This window comes from Heminiphilus faecis, assembly GCF_008728965.1.
Taxonomy (GTDB): domain Bacteria; phylum Bacteroidota; class Bacteroidia; order Bacteroidales; family Muribaculaceae; genus Muribaculum; species Muribaculum faecis.
Map to the genome: position 1 here is coordinate 21,598 of NZ_VSMC01000021.1, position 19,163 is coordinate 40,760.

The 19,163-nt window shown below is 48.5% G+C and carries 20 protein-coding genes; 10 read left to right on the plus strand and 10 right to left on the minus strand.

Features of this window, described 5'->3' with window-relative positions; genetic code table 11:
• Positions 1 to 49: 49 nt before the first annotated feature.
• Positions 50 to 772 (minus strand): MBL fold metallo-hydrolase, encoded by a 723-nt coding sequence (locus FW767_RS09500; RefSeq protein WP_121699073.1) that lies wholly within the window; start codon positions 770 to 772, stop codon positions 50 to 52.
• Positions 773 to 952: 180 nt separating this feature from the next.
• Between FW767_RS09500 and hisS the strand changes: the two genes are divergently transcribed.
• From hisS to FW767_RS09515, 3 genes are read left to right on the plus strand one after another with little or no spacing between them, the layout of a single operon-like run.
• A complete protein-coding gene (hisS, locus tag FW767_RS09505) occupies positions 953 to 2,317 on the plus strand; it encodes a histidine--tRNA ligase (protein ID WP_121699074.1) in 1,365 nt (454 codons plus the stop codon).
• A gap of 5 nt (positions 2,318 to 2,322) precedes the next feature.
• A complete protein-coding gene (locus tag FW767_RS09510) occupies positions 2,323 to 2,772 on the plus strand; it encodes a LexA family protein (protein WP_121699075.1) in 450 nt (149 codons plus the stop codon).
• A gap of 10 nt (positions 2,773 to 2,782) precedes the next feature.
• Positions 2,783 to 4,081, plus strand: coding sequence for a Y-family DNA polymerase (locus tag FW767_RS09515; RefSeq protein ID WP_150980538.1), 1,299 nt, complete (start codon positions 2,783 to 2,785; stop codon positions 4,079 to 4,081).
• Here FW767_RS09515 and FW767_RS09520 read toward each other — a convergent pair.
• Positions 4,049 to 5,392, minus strand: a complete 1,344-nt coding sequence (locus FW767_RS09520) for a sodium-dependent transporter (protein ID WP_150980541.1) — start codon at positions 5,390 to 5,392, stop codon at positions 4,049 to 4,051. The genes FW767_RS09515 and FW767_RS09520 overlap by 33 nt on opposite strands.
• 5 nt (positions 5,393 to 5,397) lie before the next feature.
• The gene (locus tag FW767_RS09525) at positions 5,398 to 6,774 is read right to left on the minus strand and encodes a sodium-dependent transporter (protein WP_148463932.1); all 1,377 of its coding nucleotides are present in this window, start codon (positions 6,772 to 6,774) and stop codon (positions 5,398 to 5,400) included.
• Between the two features lie 107 nt (positions 6,775 to 6,881).
• Between FW767_RS09525 and FW767_RS09530 the strand changes: the two genes are divergently transcribed.
• Entirely contained in the window at positions 6,882 to 7,310 is a 429-nt protein-coding gene (locus FW767_RS09530) for a VanZ family protein (protein WP_121699079.1), read from the plus strand.
• Here the strand turns inward: FW767_RS09530 and FW767_RS09535 are convergent.
• The 7 genes from FW767_RS09535 to FW767_RS09565 all read right to left on the minus strand — a co-directional run bounded on the left by FW767_RS09535 (position 7,276) and on the right by FW767_RS09565 (position 12,772).
• Positions 7,276 to 8,319 (minus strand): TlpA disulfide reductase family protein, encoded by a 1,044-nt coding sequence (locus tag FW767_RS09535; protein ID WP_121699080.1) that lies wholly within the window; start codon positions 8,317 to 8,319, stop codon positions 7,276 to 7,278. The genes FW767_RS09530 and FW767_RS09535 overlap by 35 nt on opposite strands.
• A 9-nt stretch (positions 8,320 to 8,328) precedes the next feature.
• Positions 8,329 to 9,048 (minus strand): OmpA family protein, encoded by a 720-nt coding sequence (locus FW767_RS09540; protein ID WP_121699081.1) that lies wholly within the window; start codon positions 9,046 to 9,048, stop codon positions 8,329 to 8,331.
• Between the two features lie 14 nt (positions 9,049 to 9,062).
• Positions 9,063 to 9,398, minus strand: a complete 336-nt coding sequence (locus FW767_RS09545; RefSeq protein ID WP_121699082.1) for a hypothetical protein — start codon at positions 9,396 to 9,398, stop codon at positions 9,063 to 9,065.
• 151 nt (positions 9,399 to 9,549) lie between these two features.
• Positions 9,550 to 10,404 carry an energy transducer TonB gene (locus FW767_RS09550; RefSeq protein ID WP_150980544.1) on the minus strand — a complete coding sequence of 285 codons (855 nt, stop codon included), beginning with the start codon at positions 10,402 to 10,404 and terminating at the stop codon, positions 9,550 to 9,552.
• A 42-nt stretch (positions 10,405 to 10,446) separates the two neighbouring features.
• Positions 10,447 to 11,181: an ExbD/TolR family protein gene (locus tag FW767_RS09555; protein ID WP_121699084.1), complete on the minus strand. Its 735-nt coding sequence runs from the start codon at positions 11,179 to 11,181 to the stop codon at positions 10,447 to 10,449.
• Between the two features lie 5 nt (positions 11,182 to 11,186).
• Positions 11,187 to 11,888, minus strand: a complete 702-nt coding sequence (locus FW767_RS09560; protein WP_121699085.1) for an ExbD/TolR family protein — start codon at positions 11,886 to 11,888, stop codon at positions 11,187 to 11,189.
• Between the two features lie 53 nt (positions 11,889 to 11,941).
• Positions 11,942 to 12,772, minus strand: coding sequence for a MotA/TolQ/ExbB proton channel family protein (locus FW767_RS09565; protein ID WP_121699086.1), 831 nt, complete (start codon positions 12,770 to 12,772; stop codon positions 11,942 to 11,944).
• A 510-nt stretch (positions 12,773 to 13,282) separates the two neighbouring features.
• Here FW767_RS09565 and FW767_RS09570 point away from each other — a divergent pair.
• Genes FW767_RS09570 through nqrF form a run of 6 tightly spaced genes read left to right on the plus strand, consistent with a single transcriptional unit; the run spans position 13,283 to position 19,159 of the window.
• On the plus strand, positions 13,283 to 14,626 hold the full coding sequence (locus FW767_RS09570; protein WP_121699087.1) for a Na(+)-translocating NADH-quinone reductase subunit A: 1,344 nt from the start codon (positions 13,283 to 13,285) through the stop codon (positions 14,624 to 14,626).
• Positions 14,627 to 14,650: 24 nt separating this feature from the next.
• Positions 14,651 to 15,859, plus strand: a complete 1,209-nt coding sequence (locus FW767_RS09575; protein ID WP_121699088.1) for an NADH:ubiquinone reductase (Na(+)-transporting) subunit B — start codon at positions 14,651 to 14,653, stop codon at positions 15,857 to 15,859.
• Between the two features lie 6 nt (positions 15,860 to 15,865).
• On the plus strand, positions 15,866 to 16,576 hold the full coding sequence (nqrC, locus tag FW767_RS09580) for an NADH:ubiquinone reductase (Na(+)-transporting) subunit C (protein ID WP_121699089.1): 711 nt from the start codon (positions 15,866 to 15,868) through the stop codon (positions 16,574 to 16,576).
• Positions 16,577 to 16,581: 5 nt separating this feature from the next.
• Complete coding sequence (locus FW767_RS09585; protein ID WP_121699090.1) at positions 16,582 to 17,205, plus strand: NADH:ubiquinone reductase (Na(+)-transporting) subunit D; 624 nt, start codon at positions 16,582 to 16,584, stop codon at positions 17,203 to 17,205.
• A 26-nt stretch (positions 17,206 to 17,231) separates the two neighbouring features.
• Positions 17,232 to 17,849: an NADH:ubiquinone reductase (Na(+)-transporting) subunit E gene (nqrE, locus tag FW767_RS09590; protein ID WP_121699091.1), complete on the plus strand. Its 618-nt coding sequence runs from the start codon at positions 17,232 to 17,234 to the stop codon at positions 17,847 to 17,849.
• Between the two features lie 20 nt (positions 17,850 to 17,869).
• Positions 17,870 to 19,159 (plus strand): NADH:ubiquinone reductase (Na(+)-transporting) subunit F, encoded by a 1,290-nt coding sequence (gene nqrF / locus FW767_RS09595; RefSeq protein ID WP_121699092.1) that lies wholly within the window; start codon positions 17,870 to 17,872, stop codon positions 19,157 to 19,159.
• Positions 19,160 to 19,163 lie beyond the last annotated feature (4 nt).

Consider the following 19,163-nt stretch of genomic DNA (forward strand, 5'->3'; position numbering starts at 1 on the left):
GTGCAAATCGGTCAATTTACCATTATGAATCGGACAAAACAACAAGGGTTCAATCCACTTCGACACTCATGCCCGGATTGTGAAGACAATGACATGCCGTGACGCTCTCGTCAACATAAGCCGGGAAGTCACAGGCATCCTTGAAGTCACCGTGGATGTGCATCGGAAAAAACTCTGTAACTTTTATCTTCTCAAGAAACAGTCGCGCCCCACGTTCAAAATCGGAACCTTGTCTTGTATCGACAGGGAACATGGCTATATCAAACGACGGATTCTCCGAGGCTATACGATTCAGTATGACGTTGAAATGTTCGTCGGCCTTGCGCACTTCGCGTTCCGACGAGTCATCCTGCCAGTGCCAGTCGTTGAGGTCGCCGGCATGAAATATCTTCCTGCCGCCGGAAGTCGTTACGAGAAAACTTACTCCGGCATCGGTAGAACCGTAAGCCTTGACTTTTATATCGCCCGGCAGATTTTCAAGCACGTCGCCGGCGCTCATGCCGGCTATACGCTCAGCTCCCGGTATATCCTGCCCGTAAACGTCATTGGACAGCACATATACCCTTTTGTGATTTTGGGCAAGGTCAAATATACATTTGTTGTAATGGTCATGGTGATGATGACTTACAAAGAACACCACCGGCAGTTGTGGATTGGCTTCAAGAGCCTTATGCAGAGCGTGGGCCGGGTCACGATAATAATCAAAAACAAGAATAACGTCGGACAGAGTCAGGATGAATCCGCTGTTGTCCATATAGGTAACTTTAATCATAATAAATTAAGTTTGGTTTGAATACAATATAAACATACGGTACTGACAATAGTTCGTATACAACATCCTGACTTAACATGGCAAAAACCGCCATATAATAACTATCGGAGCAATAAAATGACGTATTTGCGAAAAATGCCTTAAATTTGCATTCTAAAATAAACTATACAATTTATACATATGGCACAGAAACCTTCCATACCCAAAGGTACACGCGACTTCTCACCCACCGAGATGGCACGTCGCAATTATATATTCAATACCATCCGCGAAGTTTTCAATCTGTTTGGCTTCAATCAGATAGAGACCCCCGCCATGGAGAACCTGACGACCCTTATGGGAAAATACGGAGAGGAAGGCGATAAACTTCTGTTCAAGATACTTAACTCCGGCGACTACCTGAGAGGAGCTGACCGCCAATTGCTCGACTCGGGAGAAGCATCGGGCAAACTCACGGCACAACTTTGTGAAAAGGGTCTGCGTTATGACCTTACCGTACCCTTTGCCCGCTATGTCGTACAACATCGCGCGGAACTGCAATTTCCATTCAAGCGCTTCCAGATACAACCTGTGTGGCGTGCCGACCGCCCCCAGAAAGGCCGTTATAGAGAGTTTTATCAGTGCGACGCCGACATAATAGGCTCCGACTCGCTTGTCAACGAAGTCGAGTTGCTTCAGCTTATTGATGAAGTGTTCAGCCGCCTGAAGATCAACATCACGATCAAGCTAAACAACCGAAAAGTACTTGCCGGAATAGCCGAACTTATAGGCGCACCCGAAAAGATAGTAGACATAACCGTAGCCATCGATAAAATCGACAAAATAGGAATGGACAACGTAAAAGCCGAGCTTGCAGAACGTGGTCTGTCAACTGAAGCGATAGCCGCCCTTGAGCCTATATTGTCAATTGACGGCACGGTAAATCAACGTCTCGAACGCCTTGCAGAAGTGCTGTCGGCATCACCCACAGGACTCCGTGGCGTCGAGGAGCTTAAAGAAGTGGTAAGAAACACCGACGCACTCGGACTTCGTGCCGAACTTGACCTTGACGTGTCGCTCGCCCGCGGCCTGAATTACTATACCGGCACCATAATCGAGGTAAAAGCCCGCGACGTGGAGATAGGCTCCATAACCGGCGGAGGCCGCTACGACAACCTCACGGGTGTATTCGGCATGCCCGATGTGTCAGGAGTGGGAATATCGTTCGGCGCCGACCGCATATACGACGTGCTCAATGCACTCGACCTATATCCCGAGGACACATCACGCTCGACAAAAGTGCTGTTCATGAACTTCGGCGAAGCGGAAAAGGCTGAATCGCTGAAAGTCATCAAGCAACTTCGCAGTCACGGCATCTCGTCCGAAATATACCCCGAGACTTCAAAGATGAAAAAGCAGATGGCCTACGCAAATGCCAAGTCAGTGCCTTTCGTGGCCATGATCGGCGAAAGCGAACTTCAGGAAGGTAAAATCACCTTGAAAGACATGGCCACAGGTGAGCAGGATACCCTTGATACTACGGCCCTCATTGACCACCTGAAATAAAGCGAATGACAAAACCGCGAAACGACTTGGAGCTGTATGGTGTGGACAGCCGTTCATCCATGCCGTTGCCTTATGCCGATGGAGGCATAAAGGCAGGCTTCACGTCACCGGGGCAGTCGTCGATGAACGAGTCGATAGACCTAAACGCAGAGATAGTGACCCATCCGGCGTCGACATTTTACGGCCGGGTGACCGGCGACTCAATGTGTGAGGAGGGTATTGACGACGGCGACATAGTGGTCATCGACAGGTCGCTTGAACCGACCAACGGTGACCTTGCCGTATGCTGTATTGACGGAGAATTTACCGTCAAACGCCTCAAAGTCGAACGACATCGCATACTTTTAATGCCGTCCAACAGGCATTATGCACCGATCGAAGTCACCGCAGATGACGATTTCACCGTGTGGGGCATAGTCACCTATACAATCAAGAAAAACCGCCGCAAGCGGTGAGTGCTCCTCCATGACAGGCCTTATTGACTGCAATAACTTTTTTGTATCGTGTGAAAGAGTCTTTCGTCCCGAGTTGCGCGACAAACCGGTCATTGTACTGGGCAACAACGACGGATGCGTAGTAGCCATGTCCAACGAGGCCAAAGCTCTCGGCATAACACGAGGCATACCTCTGTTCAAGATTCGTGACATTGTATCGCGACATAACATAACCACACTCTCGGGCAATCATCGACTGTACAAAGACATGTCATCGCGTGTCATGATGACGTTGGCATCGCTCGCCGACGGGCTTGAGATAAGTTCAATCGATGAAGCGTATATAAACCTTGATGCTGTCGATGACGATGAACTGCCGGCTTACGGACAGTCGATAGTAAAAACGATAAGGAAAAATGTGGGCATACCGGTGTCGCTCGGCATGGCCCCTACACGCACACTTGCCAAAATAGCGGCACGGTTTGCCAAAAAGTATCCGGGCTACAAAGGAGCATGCCTTATCAATAATTCCGACAAGATGACAAAAGCTCTCTGCCTTACCGGTATAGGCGACGTATGGGGCATAGGACGGAGGCTTTCGGAGCGTCTTAAGGCACACGGACTCAACACGGCTCTTGACTTCGCACAACTGCCAAAAGAGATTATACGCGACCGATACAACATAAACCTTGAAAGAGTGTGGCGCGAACTCAACGGAGAAGCCTGCATCGGCATCGAAGAGAGCATCGACGGTCCGCAGAAATCACTTACATGCTCACGGACTTTCGCAACAGAAGTCTATACCATCGATGAACTCAACGACGCTGTGGCGCAGTATGCGGCATACGTGGCTGAACGGCTACGACGACATGACTGCCACTGCACGGCCATATCAGTATACATAGCCACCAACCGCTTCAAGGAGTCATACTACTCCAACATAGCACAACATCGTATACCGGAAGCCACCAACGACACATCCATACTGTGCAAAGAGGCAAAATCGGCACTTGCCACGATATTCCGCCCCGGATACGGATACAAACGTGCAGGCGTCACAGCAACACAAATCATTGACGGAAACGGCCTTCAACAGAGTCTGTTCAGTGACCATGACGACCTGAAAAAACGCAAGCGGCTCATGTCGGCTCTTGACAAAATAAACAGCGAGTTCACAAGCCACGACAAAGTACATGTAGCGTCAATACCGTCAAAGTCAATAGCCATGAAAGAGCACACACCGCGGTTATACACCTCGCGCATGAGCGACATAATCGATATAAAATGCACCGACCGGTCAGATAACACCAAGGCCGGAAAGGGAAACTAAAGCAATACCGGCAGGAGCCACGTAACGAAGGCAGAACACAATCACCCTCAGTATCCATTCCTTTATGGATCCGGTACCGCGCAACTGCGTCCGCAATATTCCACGATCAACAAACCAGCCTACAAATATAGAAATCATCATACCACCGAGAGGCAACAGGATATTGCTTGACACATAATCAAACAGATCGAAGACTGTAAGTCCGAATACAGTCATATCCCTGAGCGGTCCGAACGACAAAGCGCACAGAGTGCCAAGCACCATGGCTATAAGGCAGTTCAGCAGAGTAGCTTTCTTTCGGGTAAGTCCGAACTGCTCGCAAAAGAAGGCTATGCCTATCTCACTCATTGATATCGTCGAAGTCAATGAGGCAAGGAACAGCAGGAAGAAAAACAATGACGACCATAATGCACCCCACGGCAACCGGTGGAAAATGTCGGGCAGTATCTCAAAAACGAGCTTAGGCCCGGCAGAAGGCTCTGCGCCAAACGTAAATACCGCGGGAAATATAATGACTCCCGCAAGAACCGCGACACATGTGTCAAGAGCCGAAGTAACCACAGCACTTTTAACAAGCGGAGTGCGGTCAGAGAAATAACTTGCATAAGTCAACATCGTACCGAGACCCAGAGACAACGAGAAAAAAGCCTGTCCGAGCGCCCCGAGAAGCACTCCGGAGTCCACTTTAGAAAAATCGGGACGGAAAAGGAAAGCCAGTCCCTCCGATGCTCCCGGCATAAGCAGCGAATTTATACAAAATATAATCAGAATGACAAACAGCACCGGCATAAGCACATTAGAGACCCTCTCTATACCGCCTTTCACGCCCCGCAGCAGAATCACAGCATTCACAGCGAGGAAGACCAAAGTCCACATAACCGGCTTCCATCCGGTACAGAACATGTCGAAAGCCTCATGTCTGCTCCCTGCATCAAGCGAAGCGAGAGTACCGGTGACCGACTGCACGAAATACTCCACGGTCCATCCCGCCACGACAGAATAGAATGACAATATCAATATCGAGGCCAGAATGCCCATATATCCGATCCATGCCCATTGAGGACGTCCGTGCAGTGCGCGGAAGGCTCCGAATATATTGCTGCGTGTACTGCGCCCCATAATAAACTCAGCGCATATGACCGGCACACCTATAATAAAAATAAATCCTACATATATAAGAAGGAACGCTCCCCCGCCATGAACACCGGTTTCATACGGAAAACGCCATATATTGCCGAGTCCTACGGCCGAACCGACCGTGGTGGCTATAACTCCGAGACGGGTTGCAAACTGTGCTCTGTTCTCTTTCATAATATTTAAAATATCTTTGCCAGAAGTATAGCGGCAATCAATACCGGAGCCACATAACGCACTACAAACAATACCGGCTTGTAAAATCTGCGCGAAACTGCATTGCCATTGGTCAGTTCTTCACGGAAATACTTCTTCGGCGCAAACCAGCCCATATATATACACGTCGAGATAGCCACCAAAGGCAACATGATATTGGTAGCCGTATTGTCGAGAAAATCAAACAATGTAAGGCCCGCAATGGTAAATGAGGACAGAGAACCAAGCGACAGTGAGCAAAGCGCACTAAGCACAAAAAGCGGCAACATGACCACAAGACAAGCGGTAGAACGCTTCATACCAAACCGCGACTGCATAAACGCAATGGATACCTCCGCCAAAGATATGGTGGATGTAAGAGCCGCCACAAGCAACAGAGTGAAAAACAAGATGGACCAGAACTGCGTCCACGGCATCTGGACAAACACCTCGGGCAAAGTGACAAAAACGAGAGCTGTGCCCGCAAGGTCGTGATTGTCAAGACCGAATGTCTTGACAGCGGGAAATATAATGATACCCATCATTATGGCCACAAGCAGATCGAGAAGCGATACGGTGACAGCAGTCTTGGTCAGCTTTGTCTCCTTAGGGAAATAGCTTGAATACGTGACAAGTATGCCCATACCGAGCGATAGAGAGAAGAATGCCTGACCGAGAGCATTGACAACAACGGTAGGCGTAATTTTAGAGAAATCGGGATTAAGGAAAAATTCAAGGCCTTCAGAAGCCTTGGGCAAGGACAGTGACACCCCGGCAAAAAGCAACAGCAGCAGAAAAAGCACCGGCATAAGAATATTGGACATCTTTTCGATACCCTTACGCACTCCCATAAGAAGTATGCCGAGATTCACCAGCAGCATAATATAGGTCATGACAATAGGCCTTACATCGGTAAGAATATACTCCTGCATCTTGCCTTGAAAACGGGCGTCAAGAGCCTCAGGGGATGCCGATGCGGCTCCCGGACCTACCTCGTAAAGCGCTCCCGTGACCGACTGCCACAAGTACTCGGCCGTCCATCCGGCCACGACCATATAAAACGACAATATGAGATAAGAGGCAAGTATGGCTACAGCTCCTACTATCCACCACTTTTTACCGGGCGACAAAAGCCTGAACACTCCTACAGCATCGCTTCGGCATCCCCTGCCGAGTGAAAACTCAGCGAGCATAACCGGAATACCGAGTATAAACACACATACTATATAGAGTAACAAAAACGCAGCGCCTCCGTTGCTCTGCGTCTCTGCTGGAAAACGCCATATATTGCCGAGTCCCACAGCCGAACCTACCGTGGCGGCTATCAAACCTATCTTACTGCCAAATTGTGCTTTAGTGGCCATATCGTTTATTATTTAGTCTGCAAAAGTAATCAAAAAGCGACAAAATGTAGCACGATACATTTCCAAATAATACTTTTTGTGATTATTTTTGCAAAAATTTCAAGAAAATGTCAATAACTAACTTAATAAAACGTCTTCCTCCATTTGTCTTCACGATAACGGTAGTACTTGCAGTGCTTTATCTGACCCTAATGCCCGATCCGCTTCCGGACAATGACATAAGCCTGTTTCCGGGCGCCGACAAAGTGGTCCATGCCATAATGATGCTCGGAGTCATAGGATGCCTCGCGCTGGACTATTTACGAAAGCACCCCGGACGCACAAAGGCACCCGGGGCACTTCTAATAATATTCTGTATAGCCACAACAGCTTTCGGTGGGGCCATAGAACTTGTCCAAGGGTCGATGGACATGGGCCGTGGCGAAGACATATATGACTTTTACGCCGATACAGCCGGAGCGTTGCTCGGACTTTTTATAGCCTATGCCCTATGGACAAAAGTCAATCGTTGGATTTTTGGAGACCGGCAGTCATAGTCTCGCGCACTACACGGCGCAACGAGTCGCCCTGCATACCACGGGCCACGATCAAGCCCTCCGGGTCGACAAGCATGATATGAGGAATACCCGATATACCATAAAGGTCGGTAGGCACGCTTTTGGCATTCAGTATCTGCGGCCAAGGAAGTTCAAGCTGCTCCATGGCTTTTTTAGAGTCTTCAGGTTCATCCCATACGGCAACACCAACCACATCAAGGCCTTTTGAGTTAAATTCGTCATAAAGTTCTTTTATGACAGGCATCTCGCGACGGCACGGTCCGCACCAGCTGGCCCAGAAATCGACAAGCGTATAACGGCCTCGGCCTACATAATCGCTAAGTTTCTGAACAGAATCGCCCTCGACCGTAAAATCGACAAACTTGTTGCCGGCGGCTGTAGCAGCAGCACGTTTATGCTTCTCCACAAGTTCTTTGATGCGTTTATACTCTCCGTAAGAGGGATACAATGCCAGAACACTGTCAAGCTGTGCGGCATCATATTCATAAGCCACGTTTACAAAAGCAAAGTATCCTACAGGATTAGTACTGTTTTCGGCGATAGTGCGGTCATTGGCTGCATTGTAGGCCTCCTCTATGGCATTGCGCGCTGAATCGCTTTCCGCTGTCTGATATGCCTTCACAAGCGAGTCAAGTGAAGCCGTATACTTCACAAACAGGTCATTGCCGGATGTACCCGCGGGCATGCGGTCATCATTAAATGATATATTGCCCGGTTCAAGTACAAAAGTACCGTTGCGCTGATTGCCTACGAGCAGACGTGCGAGAACAGGAGTTTCCACCGTTCCTGAAATTGATAGCACACTATCAGCCACAAGCACACTGTCAATACGCTCGCCACTGTCGTAATTAACCACATAAGCCCACTTGCCGTTGTCATCGGCCGATACTTTCGCAGTCACGGTATAAGGCTCGCCCTGTGACTGATTGCGGGCACACGATACCGTCATCAGTGTCGCGGCACCCAATAGCAAAATTGAAAATCTCATAAATATAATTTAGTTTCGGAATTGCAATTTATCTGATTTGGCCATTTCAAGAATCAGCATGTCAGGAACGACATAAATCTCCACACGACGGTTTTTAGCCCTGTTATCACGAGAATCATTAGGCACACAAGGCTCCGCGGCACCAAGAGCATATGACAGCAGGTCCACACTCTCCAGTTGATTCTTCAACAGGTAATCATATACGGCCGAAGCCCTCGCCTCACTAAGACGATCGGTATAATTTTCAGAACCGGTGTCGTCAGTATGACACACTACTATTATCTTATACATGCCTACCTGCTTCAGCAGATCGGCATAAGGACGCAGAAACTCCTGCGCATTATCGCGCAACACCGTGTCATTGGGAGCAAAAAGCTGGTCGGTGCCTATAGTGGCCACAACCACCTCACCTCCGCGAGTCAGCTCTATACGCGCCAGTTTACGCGAAGCGAGTTTCTTGGCAAGCTGCCCCATGTAATCAGCCACAGCCTTATGCTGCTTGTCGCCGACACGAGGCAACATCACATTCTCATCAAGCGACAACTCGGCAGGATCAATGGCCGTGACCGACTTATCACTCTTTTTCTTGGAAGCTCTTTCACCGGCGGCTGATTTTCCCGACAATTTGTCTTTCAGACGCCCGAATATGTTTTGTGCACCGGCATCAGGCACCGAACAAGTCAACAGACCTACTACGAGAAGCAAATATATGTAACGGCTTACAGACATAATATCACGATCTGTCAATCCTCAAGACCTATGGATTTCTCATAAGCCAACTCTCCCTCCACGATATAATGAACGTCATCGCTGTCAACAACGGCAAGTTTATCCTTGCCAAGCATCTTATTCACGTACTTCAGGAGGTCATCGGCAGCCGGTGAAGAGGAAAGCCCCTCATCGGTGTCGGCCGCGGGAATTTCGAGATAACCGTTGTCCTCATAATAGTCCCATATCATATCAAGCACGTTTAGTATCTCGTCATCGGTATAATTGTCCCGAATATTTTCGGGCATATAGTCGCGGATAAACTTTATCGCTTCATTTTCATCATATTGCAAGTCATTATCGGCAGCCATGATTTTTCAGATTATGATTAATAATATCGCTAAGTTAATGAAAAGTATTCACACAAGGTGACGCTATAAATAAAATTTCATAAAATTTAGCATTAAATAAAAAAGGCGCATCATTGAAAGATGCGCCTTTAAGCTATAGGTTATATCAAGATTATACGCCTTGAAGTTTGAATGTGATGGGCAGTGTGTACCAAACGTTAACCGACTGACCGTTCATCTTACCCGGGATAAAATCGGGAAGAGTCTTTACTACACGAACAGCTTCTTTGTCAAGGTCGGGGTCCTTGCTTCGGGCCACCTTCACCTCACCAATCTTACCGGTCTTCGTTACCACGAACTGTATCACGACACGACCCTGAATATTATTCTCCATAGCTACAGGAGGATATTTGAGGTGGTCTGCGATATACTTCATCAACGCTCCGTCACCACCGGGGAACTGAGGCATCTGCTCAACAGCGGTAAACACTTTGTTGTCCTCAACCGGCTTCTTTTCTTCAACTACGATTTCGTCCTTATGTTCAAGCAGTACGTTACGGTCGTCAGTACCTTTATCGAAGTCGCTCTGACCGAATGCGGTAGTGGTTTCCTTAAGTTCGTCAGCGTCCTTAACTTCATCCTCAGCCGTCACCTTATCGTCGTCCACGATAGCGATTTCGGTAACCTTAACAGTGTTAAGGACCTCTTCAGGAAGCACTTCAGGCTTCTCCTCTTCGTAACGCTGCTGCTCCTCTTCGGGCTCCGGTTCGTCCTCGACAGCCTCACCAAGGTTAACCATGGTCTGTTCTGTCACGTCTTCAGGACGTTCATCGGCCTTAGGCAATACAGTGTTAACAATAAGCGGGAGGATGAAAGCTATAGCAATGATAATAACTACAACTATCATAGCCTTATTATGACGGGCGTCAGACTCCTTACGCAATTCATATGCGCCAAATTCTTTGTTTTTACCTTCAAAGACTATATCGCGCCATTCTTTTGATGAAAGATCTACATCTTTTGCCATTTTCTTCTGTCATTTAATAGTTAAACATATAGACACTCATCATCAATTGCGAGGATGTTTAGCAAGATAATCGAAAATCATCAAAGAGTCAACATCGTTGATATTATCGATCTGGTAACGAGAAATCTGGTTGATCTGCATCTCGTCAAGAGCACCGATCAAACTTTCCCAAGATGCGTTGGGTCCGGCCTTGATAATCACCACAGGACGATCGGTAATGAGAGAGTCATTACGAATCTGCTTGGCACGGGCCTGATACTCATCGTCGGAAATCTTCTTATCCTTCCAGTCGGCTTTCAGGACAGCGATCTTTTCGAGCACGGTCTTGTTTTTGTCATGAAGGATTTTACGGATACCTTGGGTCTCGCCGTTTACATTACCTACAAACTTCTCTACCTGAAGATTAGAGTTGTCGATACGACCGTCATGGTCCTCATCGGCAATCTCGGGTTTACCGAAATAATAGTATATCAGGTGAGCGGGCTTGCCGGTTTCGGGATCAAACTTTACGTTTCCATCGGCGTCACGTTCGGTGTCGAGGATGAGCGTAACAGCCTGCGACTCCTTAGCCTTGTTTTGCTGCTCTTGCTCCACTTTCTCATTAGAAGGGAGTGAAATCTGCAAAGTCTGCGATTTAATCATCGTGGTACAAAGCATGAAGAACGTGATCAAAAGCATGTTCATATCCACCATAGGCGTAAAGTCCACGTGGATCGACATCTTCTTTTGGGCGCCTTTTTTCTTTTTGCCGTTATCGGATTGTTCTATCTGTGCCATAATGATTAATCGTTTTCAGTTTTCAACGCAGTCAAGAGACTGAATTTGTTCATCTTCAATGTCTGCAAGTTGTCAAGAACGTCATGGACGGTGTTGTAGGGAGTGTCCTTGTCGGCCTTGATTGCAATACCCTCGCCCTTCTTGATAGCTGCTTCAAGATTGGGATTGGATGAATTGTAGATGGCACGCATCCAGATCTGGAACTCATTAGGTTTCGTAAGGTCCTTGTTGTCGTCGACGGGTATACCTACAGCAGGGTCGCTGAGGTTGGCAATGACTTCATCCTGCTTGGCCTGAGGAAGGTCAAGGAATGCGGGGAGGTCAGCTATACGCACACCGAACATGTTCAACTTGGAGAATTTTGAAACCTGTTCTTGAGTGAGCTGTACTTGTTTACTATGGGTCTTGTTATACTCTGCTACGGCTGTCTGGATAAGCTCGGCACGCACCTTTTCACTTGAGAAGGTCGAGTCGGCGTCACCTGAAACCGAAAGGAACACCTTTCCTTCGGGAGAAATGAGCACTGTCGTACAGTTGGTAAACGGCACTTTGATTTCCGACACAGAGGACGGAGTCATAACCGTTACCGGCTCCTTCTGAAGGAAGGTCGAAGTCAACATGAAGAAAGTAAGCAAAAGAACAGTCACGTCACTCATCGCGGTCATGTCGATGAGGGTACTCTTTTTCTTTATTTTTACTTTACCCATTGTGTTTCGTTGAGTTGATTAATAAAATCGTTTATTTTCCGAAAGACAACGGATTAGTGAGTAGCAGCAAAAGTCTGAACGATTGAAAAACCGATCTCGTCGATTGCGTAAGTAAGGTTATCGATCTTGTTGGTGTAGAAGTTGTAAGAGATTACAGCAAATGCACCGGTTGCGATACCGAATGCGGTATTGATAAGTGCCTCGGAGATACCGGTAGAAAGCTCGGTAGCATCGGGAGCACCTGAAGCAGAAAGAGCTTGGAATGACTTGATCATACCCATTACAGTACCGAGAAGACCGACGAGAGTACCGAGAGTGGTAAGAGTTGCGACGATCGGGAGGTTCTGCTGAAGAGCGGGCATTTCGAGAGCGGTAGCCTCTTCAACTTCTTTCTGAAGAGTGGCGATCTTCTGCTCCTTGGAAAGAACGGTGTTCTTGTCCATTTCTTCGTAACGAACCAAAGCGGCAGAAACGACGGCAGCCACACTACCCTTCTGCTTAGCGCAGAGAGCCTGAGCACCGGCGATGTCATTTTTCTTAAGGCAAGCCTTTACGTTAGCAACAAACTTGGAGATGCTGCCTTTACCTTTAGCGCTTGAAAGAGCAATCCAACGCTCAACAGACAGAACGATAACGGTAAGGAACAAAGTCTGAAGAATAGGCACGATGAAACCGCCCTTGTAGATTGTACCCCAAAGATCCTGAGGATGGCCGGCTTCGTCGAAGTGCATGTCATGACCAAACCAGAAGATGAACAACAATAATGCTACGATAAAGCACACTACGATAACCAAGAATGCGTTCTTGATACCACGTACGTTAGAACCTTCGTTCTTAGGTTGTTTAGCCGTAGCGGCTCCAACATTGGTTTTTTGAGTTTCCATAATTTTTGAATAGAATGAATAATGTTATTAATAATGAATTATTTTGATTTATGGTTAAATGCTGCGTCAATCAAGCCGGTGTGATCGGTATACATAAAACCGAAGCGAACTGTCGGCAGGCTCATTACCTACGCAAAACGCCTCGTGCTTACTATATCGGGCCGTATCGATGAAGGCCATAAAACTGTGATTCATGTTCAAACTGCAACCGGTATCGATTTATAAACATTTGCTCCAACAACGGCTTTTGCCGTGATTGGATATGCAAATTTATTATTATATTTTTTACAAACCAAATTTTGTACCGTGATTTTTATTAATTTATCCTTTACAGATGCTGTGTTAATTTTTTAATATGTTACAAAGCATAATTTAACAAAATACGCCACATAATATCTGAATTTATCGTTACCGGAGGGCCGTTCCGTGAATTTTTCACAACCAAAGTTAAGACAAACCAAAATTATCAGTTAACTTTGCATTATTAAATATATCTATAGTATAATCCACATGGCAAAAGCTATAAAACTTAAGAAAGGGCTTGACATAAGGATCCACGGAGTCGCTCCGTCAGAGAGACTGAAGCGGATAATACCGGCTTCATGCGCCGTGGTACCTGACGATTATCAGGGTATAACCCCGAAAATCGATGTAAAGGAGGGCGACGCCGTGCTTGCAGGCTCGGTGCTGTTTCATGACAAGCAGTACCCCGATGTCAAGGTAGTGTCGCCTGTGGCGGGAACCATACAGAGCGTCGTAAGAGGCGAACGCCGCAAACTTGAACGCATAGTCATCATCCCGTCGCAGACTCCCGAAGAGTCAAAACGGTTTGACACGTCGGGCATCGATGACAGCGTACTTGCGCAGCGCTTACTGCTTGACTCCGGACTTTGGGCATGGATGCGCCAGCGACCTTTCAATATAGTACCGGCCCCGGGCACAGAGCCGCGCGACATAATGGTGACCGGTTTTGACTCGTCACCTCTGGCTCCTGACTATGAGATGTCGCTCGACGGGCACAAAGAGGATATAAATGCGGCTGTAAGGCTCCTCGGCAAGTTCACAAAGGGCAATATATATATAGGTATACGCCGCGGCAGCTGCCTGACCGACATCAAAGGTGCCGAAACGATAATATTCGACGGCCCCCACCCCGCCGGCAACGCAGGCATACAGATAGCAAACATCAACCCTGTCAACAAAGGCGACGTGGTGTGGACACTTGACGCCGTGACGCTCATGCGCATAGGACACCTTGTCAACACCGGCACTCTCGACATGAACGTAGATGTGGCCGTGACAGGATGTGAAGTAAAAACCCCCGGATACATCAACACCATAGCCGGCGCCGACATAGCATCGCTGACTGAAGGCAACATCCACGATGACAATGTGCACCACCGCATAATATCGGGCAATGTGCTGACCGGTCATCCCGTGGGCAAGGATAGCTACCTCCGCTTCCCATACAACCATATAACGGTAATACCGGAAGGCGACGATCACGCAGAGTTCATGGGCTGGGCATCGCTGTCGCCACAGAAGATGAGTGTATCGCGTTCGTTTCCGGGCCACTTCACCAAGCGCCTGTTCTGCCCCGATGCCCGCATACTCGGCGGACGCCGAGCAATGATCATGTCGGGCTTATACGACAAAGTCCTTCCGATGGACATCATGGCGGAATTTCTGATAAAAGCCGTCATATCGCGCAATATCGACCGCATGGAGCAGCTCGGCATCTATGAGGTGGCTCCCGAGGATTTCGCATTGTGCGAATACGTAGATCCGTCTAAGCTTGAACTGCAGAAAATACTTCAGGAAGGGCTCGAATACATACGTAAAGAACTCAATTAGAATCACAATAACATTTCCATAAAAGTGAAATCGCTCAGAAAATATCTTGACAGGATAAAGCCTCAGTTTGAACCCGGCGGACGCTTGCATGCATTTCAGTCGGTCTTTGACGGCTTTGAGACATTCCTGTTCACTCCCACCACCACTTCACGGTCGGGAGTAAGCATCCACGACAGTCTCGATTCAAAGCGTGTGATGATTATCGTAGTTCTGGCCCTTGTACCGTGTCTGCTGTTCGGCATGTACAATGTGGGCTATCAGCACTGGCTTTCCATCGGCGAGACTCAATTTCCGTTCTGGCAGCTTATGGCATACGGATTTCTCGCTCTGCTGCCCCGCCTTTTAGTGTCATACATCGTAGGACTCGGCATTGAATTTGTAGTGGCACAATGGCGCAAGGAAGAGATACAGGAAGGCTTCCTCGTATCGGGTATTCTCATACCGCTAATATGCCCTATCGAGATTCCGCTGTGGATGCTTGCCGTAGCCACTGCATTCTCGGTCATCTTTGTAAAAGAGATATTCGGCGGCACAGGCTACAACATATTTAACGTAGCTCTGGTGACCCGTGCGGTTCTATTCTTCGGTTATCCGTCAAAAATGAGCGGCGACAGCGTATTTGTATCCACAGGAAGCATATGCGGATTGGGAGAAGGAGCGGTTGTCGACGGATTTTCAGGAGCCACTCCTCTGGGACAGATAGCATCAAACACCGGCGACACACTCACACTGACAAACGTCATCGGAGAGCCCTTGTCGTTATGGGACATGTTTGTCGGTCTGATACCCGGTTCGGTCGGAGAAACCTCTACCCTCTGCATACTTATCGGCGCCGCCATACTGCTGGCTACCGGTATAGCAAGCTGGCGCATCATGTTGTCGGTATTTGCCGGCGGGTTCGTCATGGCAGCCATAGCCCACGCATGTCCTTCGGCTTCATACCCGGCCTCGATGCTTACCCCGCTACAGCAACTTACTCTCGGAGGCTTCGCATTTGCGGCCGTATACATGGCCACCGACCCGGTCACCGCATCGCGCACAAATCCGGGCAAATACATATACGGCTTCCTTATCGGAGTCATAGCAGTGCTTATACGCACCTACAACAACGGTTATCCTGAAGGAGCCATGCTCGCCGTGTTGCTGATGAACGCGTTTGCCCCGCTTATCGACTACACAGTCGTTCAATCCAATATCAGACGCCGTCTGCGTCGCCTTAAAACCAAAGTATAAACAGATATGAACAAGCAAAGCAACACTTATACTATCATATATATTGTCGCGCTCGTCATAATAGTAGGCACGGCTTTGGCATTTACGGCACTGTCGCTTAAACCGCTGCAGACCGCCAACGCCGACGCCGACAAGATGAAGCAGATACTGGCGTCAGTCCATATCGCTCCCGCCAAAAGCGACATAATAACTGACTTCGACAAGTATATCACCGACCGTTTTGTCATCGATGCCGAAGGCAAGCGAGTCGAGGGCGACGCATTCGCCATAAACGTATCGGCACAAAGCAAACTTCCGCAGGCAGAGCGCAAGCTCCCCGTATATGAGTGCACGCTGACTCCCGGTGATGTCAAATACATACTGCCGGTATACGGCGCAGGGCTGTGGGGGCCTATATGGGGCTACGTAGCCGTAAACTCCGACGGCTCGTCAATATACGGAGCATACTTCGCTCATCAGGGCGAGACTCCGGGTCTTGGCGCAGAGATAGAGAAGCCGGCGTTCAGCGACCAGTTCACCGGTCTGAACCTCTTCAAGGAGGGTGCCTTCAAACCCGTCAACGTCATAAAAGCCGGACAGGCTCCCATGAACGGAGAAGACTATGTCGACGCAATATCGGGCGGCACAATAACATCCAAAGGAGTAGCTTCAATGCTTGACAACTGCCTGTCAGGTTATAAGACCTTTCTTGAAAGTCTCACCAACAAAGGACAATAACAATCATGGCATCAAACAATAAAAACCTCATAACCCTGCTCAATCCGCTGTCAAAGGACAATCCGGTAATTGTACAGATACTCGGCATTTGCTCCTGCCTTGCCGTGACTGCCAAGCTCGAACCGGCATTTGTAATGGGCATATCGGTCATAGCAGTACTGGCATTCTCCAATGTCATAATATCGCTTCTTCGCAACACCATCCCCACCAACATACGTATTATTGTACAGCTCGTGGTGGTGGCCGGTCTTGTAGTTATCGTAAACCAGTTGCTCATGGCTTACCAATATGACGTAAGCAAGCAGCTTTCGGTATTCATAGGCCTTATCGTCACTAACTGTATACTCATGGGACGCCTCGAGGCATTTGCCATGGGCAACAAACCGTGGCCGTCATTCCTTGACGGGATAGGCAACGGTGTGGGCTATGCGCTTATCCTCGTCATCGTAGCCTTTGTGCGCGAGTTGCTCGGCAGCGGCACTATATGGGGATTTCAGGTCATACCCGACAGCTGGTACGAACACGGTTATGCCAATAACGGCCTTATGATATTGCCGCCCATGGCCCTTATAGTGGTGGGCTGCATAATATGGATTCACCGCAGCTACAACAAAGAGCTCCAAGAGTAATAACCACAACACAGAGTTAGAATATAATGGAAAATCTGAATATATTCATCAGGTCGATATTTGTCGACAACATGATATTTGCCTACTTTCTCGGCATGTGTTCGTTTCTTGCCGTATCCAAAAACGTCAAGACAGCACTTGGGCTCGGAGCGGCCGTGACATTCATGCTCGTGATATCGCTGCCGATAAACTATCTGCTCGAAACCTATGTCCTGCGTGCCGGAGCATTGCAATGGCTCGGTCCGGAATATGCCGACGTGGACCTCAGCTTCCTGTCGCTCATTATGTTTATAGCCGTGATAGCATCACTGACCCAGCTTGTCGAGATGGCGGTAGAGAAGTTCAGTCCGTCGCTGTACTCGTCATTAGGTATATTTCTGCCTCTTATAGCTGTAAACTGCGCCATACTCGGCGGCTCGCTGTTTATGCAGCAGCGCGACTTTCCCGATGTGTGGACGGCATGCTGCGCCGGAGCCGGATGGGGCCTCGGATGGCTCCTCGCAATTGTGGCCATAGCCGCCATACGCGAGCGTCTTCAGGAGTACAGCAACATACCCAAGCCTTTGCGCGGGGTAGGCATAACATTTATCTTAACCGGCCTTATGGGAATAGCCTTCATGAGCTTCCTCGGCATTAAACTGTAACGGATATGGATACATTTGCAATGATAGCTCTTGCCGACACCGGCACACTCACACTGTTGTCGGGAGTCGCGATATTTCTGGCAATCACGCTCATACTTGTAATCGTACTGCTTATAGCCAAAAAATTTCTTGTACACTCAGGCGAAGTGCGCATAAACATCAACAATGACAAAGACGTATTTGCCATGTCGGGCAAAACCCTGCTGTCGACTCTTGGCGACCAGAACATATTTCTGTCATCGGCGTGCGGCGGAAAAGGCAGCTGCGGTCAATGCAAGGTGCAGGTTTTTGAAGGTGGAGGCGACATACTTCCCACAGAGACCGTGCACTTCTCCCGCAAACAGATGAAAGACCATTGGCGACTCGGATGTCAGGTGAAGGTTAAAGAAGATATGGCCATAGGAGTTCCTGCCTCGGTACTTGACGTAAAGGAATGGGAGTGCGAAGTCATATCAAACAAAAATGTGGCTACATTTATCAAAGAATTCATTGTAGCACTGCCTCCGGGCGAGCACATGAACTTCATACCGGGTTCGTATGCACAGATAAAGATACCCGCATACGAAATGGACTATAACACCGATATCGACAAATCGCTCATAGGCGACGAGTACTTGCCGGCATGGGAGAAATTCGGTCTGTTCACACTCAAGTGCAAAAATACCGAACCCACCATACGTGCCTACTCTATGGCCAACTACCCCGCCGAAGGCGACCGCATAATGCTTACCGTACGCATAGCCACTCCGCCTTTCAAACCGAAACCCGAAGTAGGATTTCAGGATGTCATGCCGGGTATAGCGTCATCCTACATATTCACCCTCAAGCCCGGCGACAAGGTGACAATGAGTGGACCCTACGGTGATTTCCATCCCATATTCGACTCCAGTGCCGAGATGATGTGGATAGGCGGCGGCGCCGGCATGGCCCCTCTGAGAGCCCAAATCATGCACATGACTCGAACACTTAACTGCACCGACCGTGTGATGAACTACTTCTACGGCGCAAGAGCCCTTAACGAAGTCTTCTATCTGCAGGATTTCCTACAGCTTGAAAAGGACTTCCCCAACTTCAAGTTCCACCTCGCTCTTGACCGTCCCGACCCGGCGGCCGACGCGGCAGGCGTCAAGTATACACCGGGCTTCGTGCATCAGGTCATATATGAGACATATCTAAAAGACCATCCGGCTCCTGAGGATATCGAGTATTACATGTGCGGCCCCGGCCCCATGAGCAAAGCCGTAGAAAACATGCTTTGGGACCTCGGCGTTCCGTCTGAAAATCTGATGTACGATAATTTCGGAGGATAAACAT

Bases quoted from the DNA above. Each gene is read 5' to 3' on its own strand.
- FW767_RS09500 (WP_121699073.1), bottom strand. From the start codon at position 772: ATGATTAAAGTTACCTATATGGACAACAGCGGATTCATCCTGACTCTG.
- hisS (WP_121699074.1), top strand. From the start codon at position 953: ATGGCACAGAAACCTTCCATACCCAAAGGTACACGCGACTTCTCACCC.
- FW767_RS09510 (WP_121699075.1), top strand. From the start codon at position 2,323: ATGACAAAACCGCGAAACGACTTGGAGCTGTATGGTGTGGACAGCCGT.
- FW767_RS09515 (WP_150980538.1), top strand. From the start codon at position 2,783: ATGACAGGCCTTATTGACTGCAATAACTTTTTTGTATCGTGTGAAAGA.
- FW767_RS09520 (WP_150980541.1), bottom strand. From the start codon at position 5,392: ATGAAAGAGAACAGAGCACAGTTTGCAACCCGTCTCGGAGTTATAGCC.
- FW767_RS09525 (WP_148463932.1), bottom strand. From the start codon at position 6,774: ATGGCCACTAAAGCACAATTTGGCAGTAAGATAGGTTTGATAGCCGCC.
- FW767_RS09530 (WP_121699079.1), top strand. From the start codon at position 6,882: ATGTCAATAACTAACTTAATAAAACGTCTTCCTCCATTTGTCTTCACG.
- FW767_RS09535 (WP_121699080.1), bottom strand. From the start codon at position 8,319: ATGAGATTTTCAATTTTGCTATTGGGTGCCGCGACACTGATGACGGTA.
- FW767_RS09540 (WP_121699081.1), bottom strand. From the start codon at position 9,048: ATGTCTGTAAGCCGTTACATATATTTGCTTCTCGTAGTAGGTCTGTTG.
- FW767_RS09545 (WP_121699082.1), bottom strand. From the start codon at position 9,398: ATGGCTGCCGATAATGACTTGCAATATGATGAAAATGAAGCGATAAAG.
- FW767_RS09550 (WP_150980544.1), bottom strand. From the start codon at position 10,404: ATGGCAAAAGATGTAGATCTTTCATCAAAAGAATGGCGCGATATAGTC.
- FW767_RS09555 (WP_121699084.1), bottom strand. From the start codon at position 11,181: ATGGCACAGATAGAACAATCCGATAACGGCAAAAAGAAAAAAGGCGCC.
- FW767_RS09560 (WP_121699085.1), bottom strand. From the start codon at position 11,888: ATGGGTAAAGTAAAAATAAAGAAAAAGAGTACCCTCATCGACATGACC.
- FW767_RS09565 (WP_121699086.1), bottom strand. From the start codon at position 12,772: ATGGAAACTCAAAAAACCAATGTTGGAGCCGCTACGGCTAAACAACCT.
- FW767_RS09570 (WP_121699087.1), top strand. From the start codon at position 13,283: ATGGCAAAAGCTATAAAACTTAAGAAAGGGCTTGACATAAGGATCCAC.
- nqrC (WP_121699089.1), top strand. From the start codon at position 15,866: ATGAACAAGCAAAGCAACACTTATACTATCATATATATTGTCGCGCTC.
- FW767_RS09585 (WP_121699090.1), top strand. From the start codon at position 16,582: ATGGCATCAAACAATAAAAACCTCATAACCCTGCTCAATCCGCTGTCA.
- nqrE (WP_121699091.1), top strand. From the start codon at position 17,232: ATGGAAAATCTGAATATATTCATCAGGTCGATATTTGTCGACAACATG.
- nqrF (WP_121699092.1), top strand. From the start codon at position 17,870: ATGATAGCTCTTGCCGACACCGGCACACTCACACTGTTGTCGGGAGTC.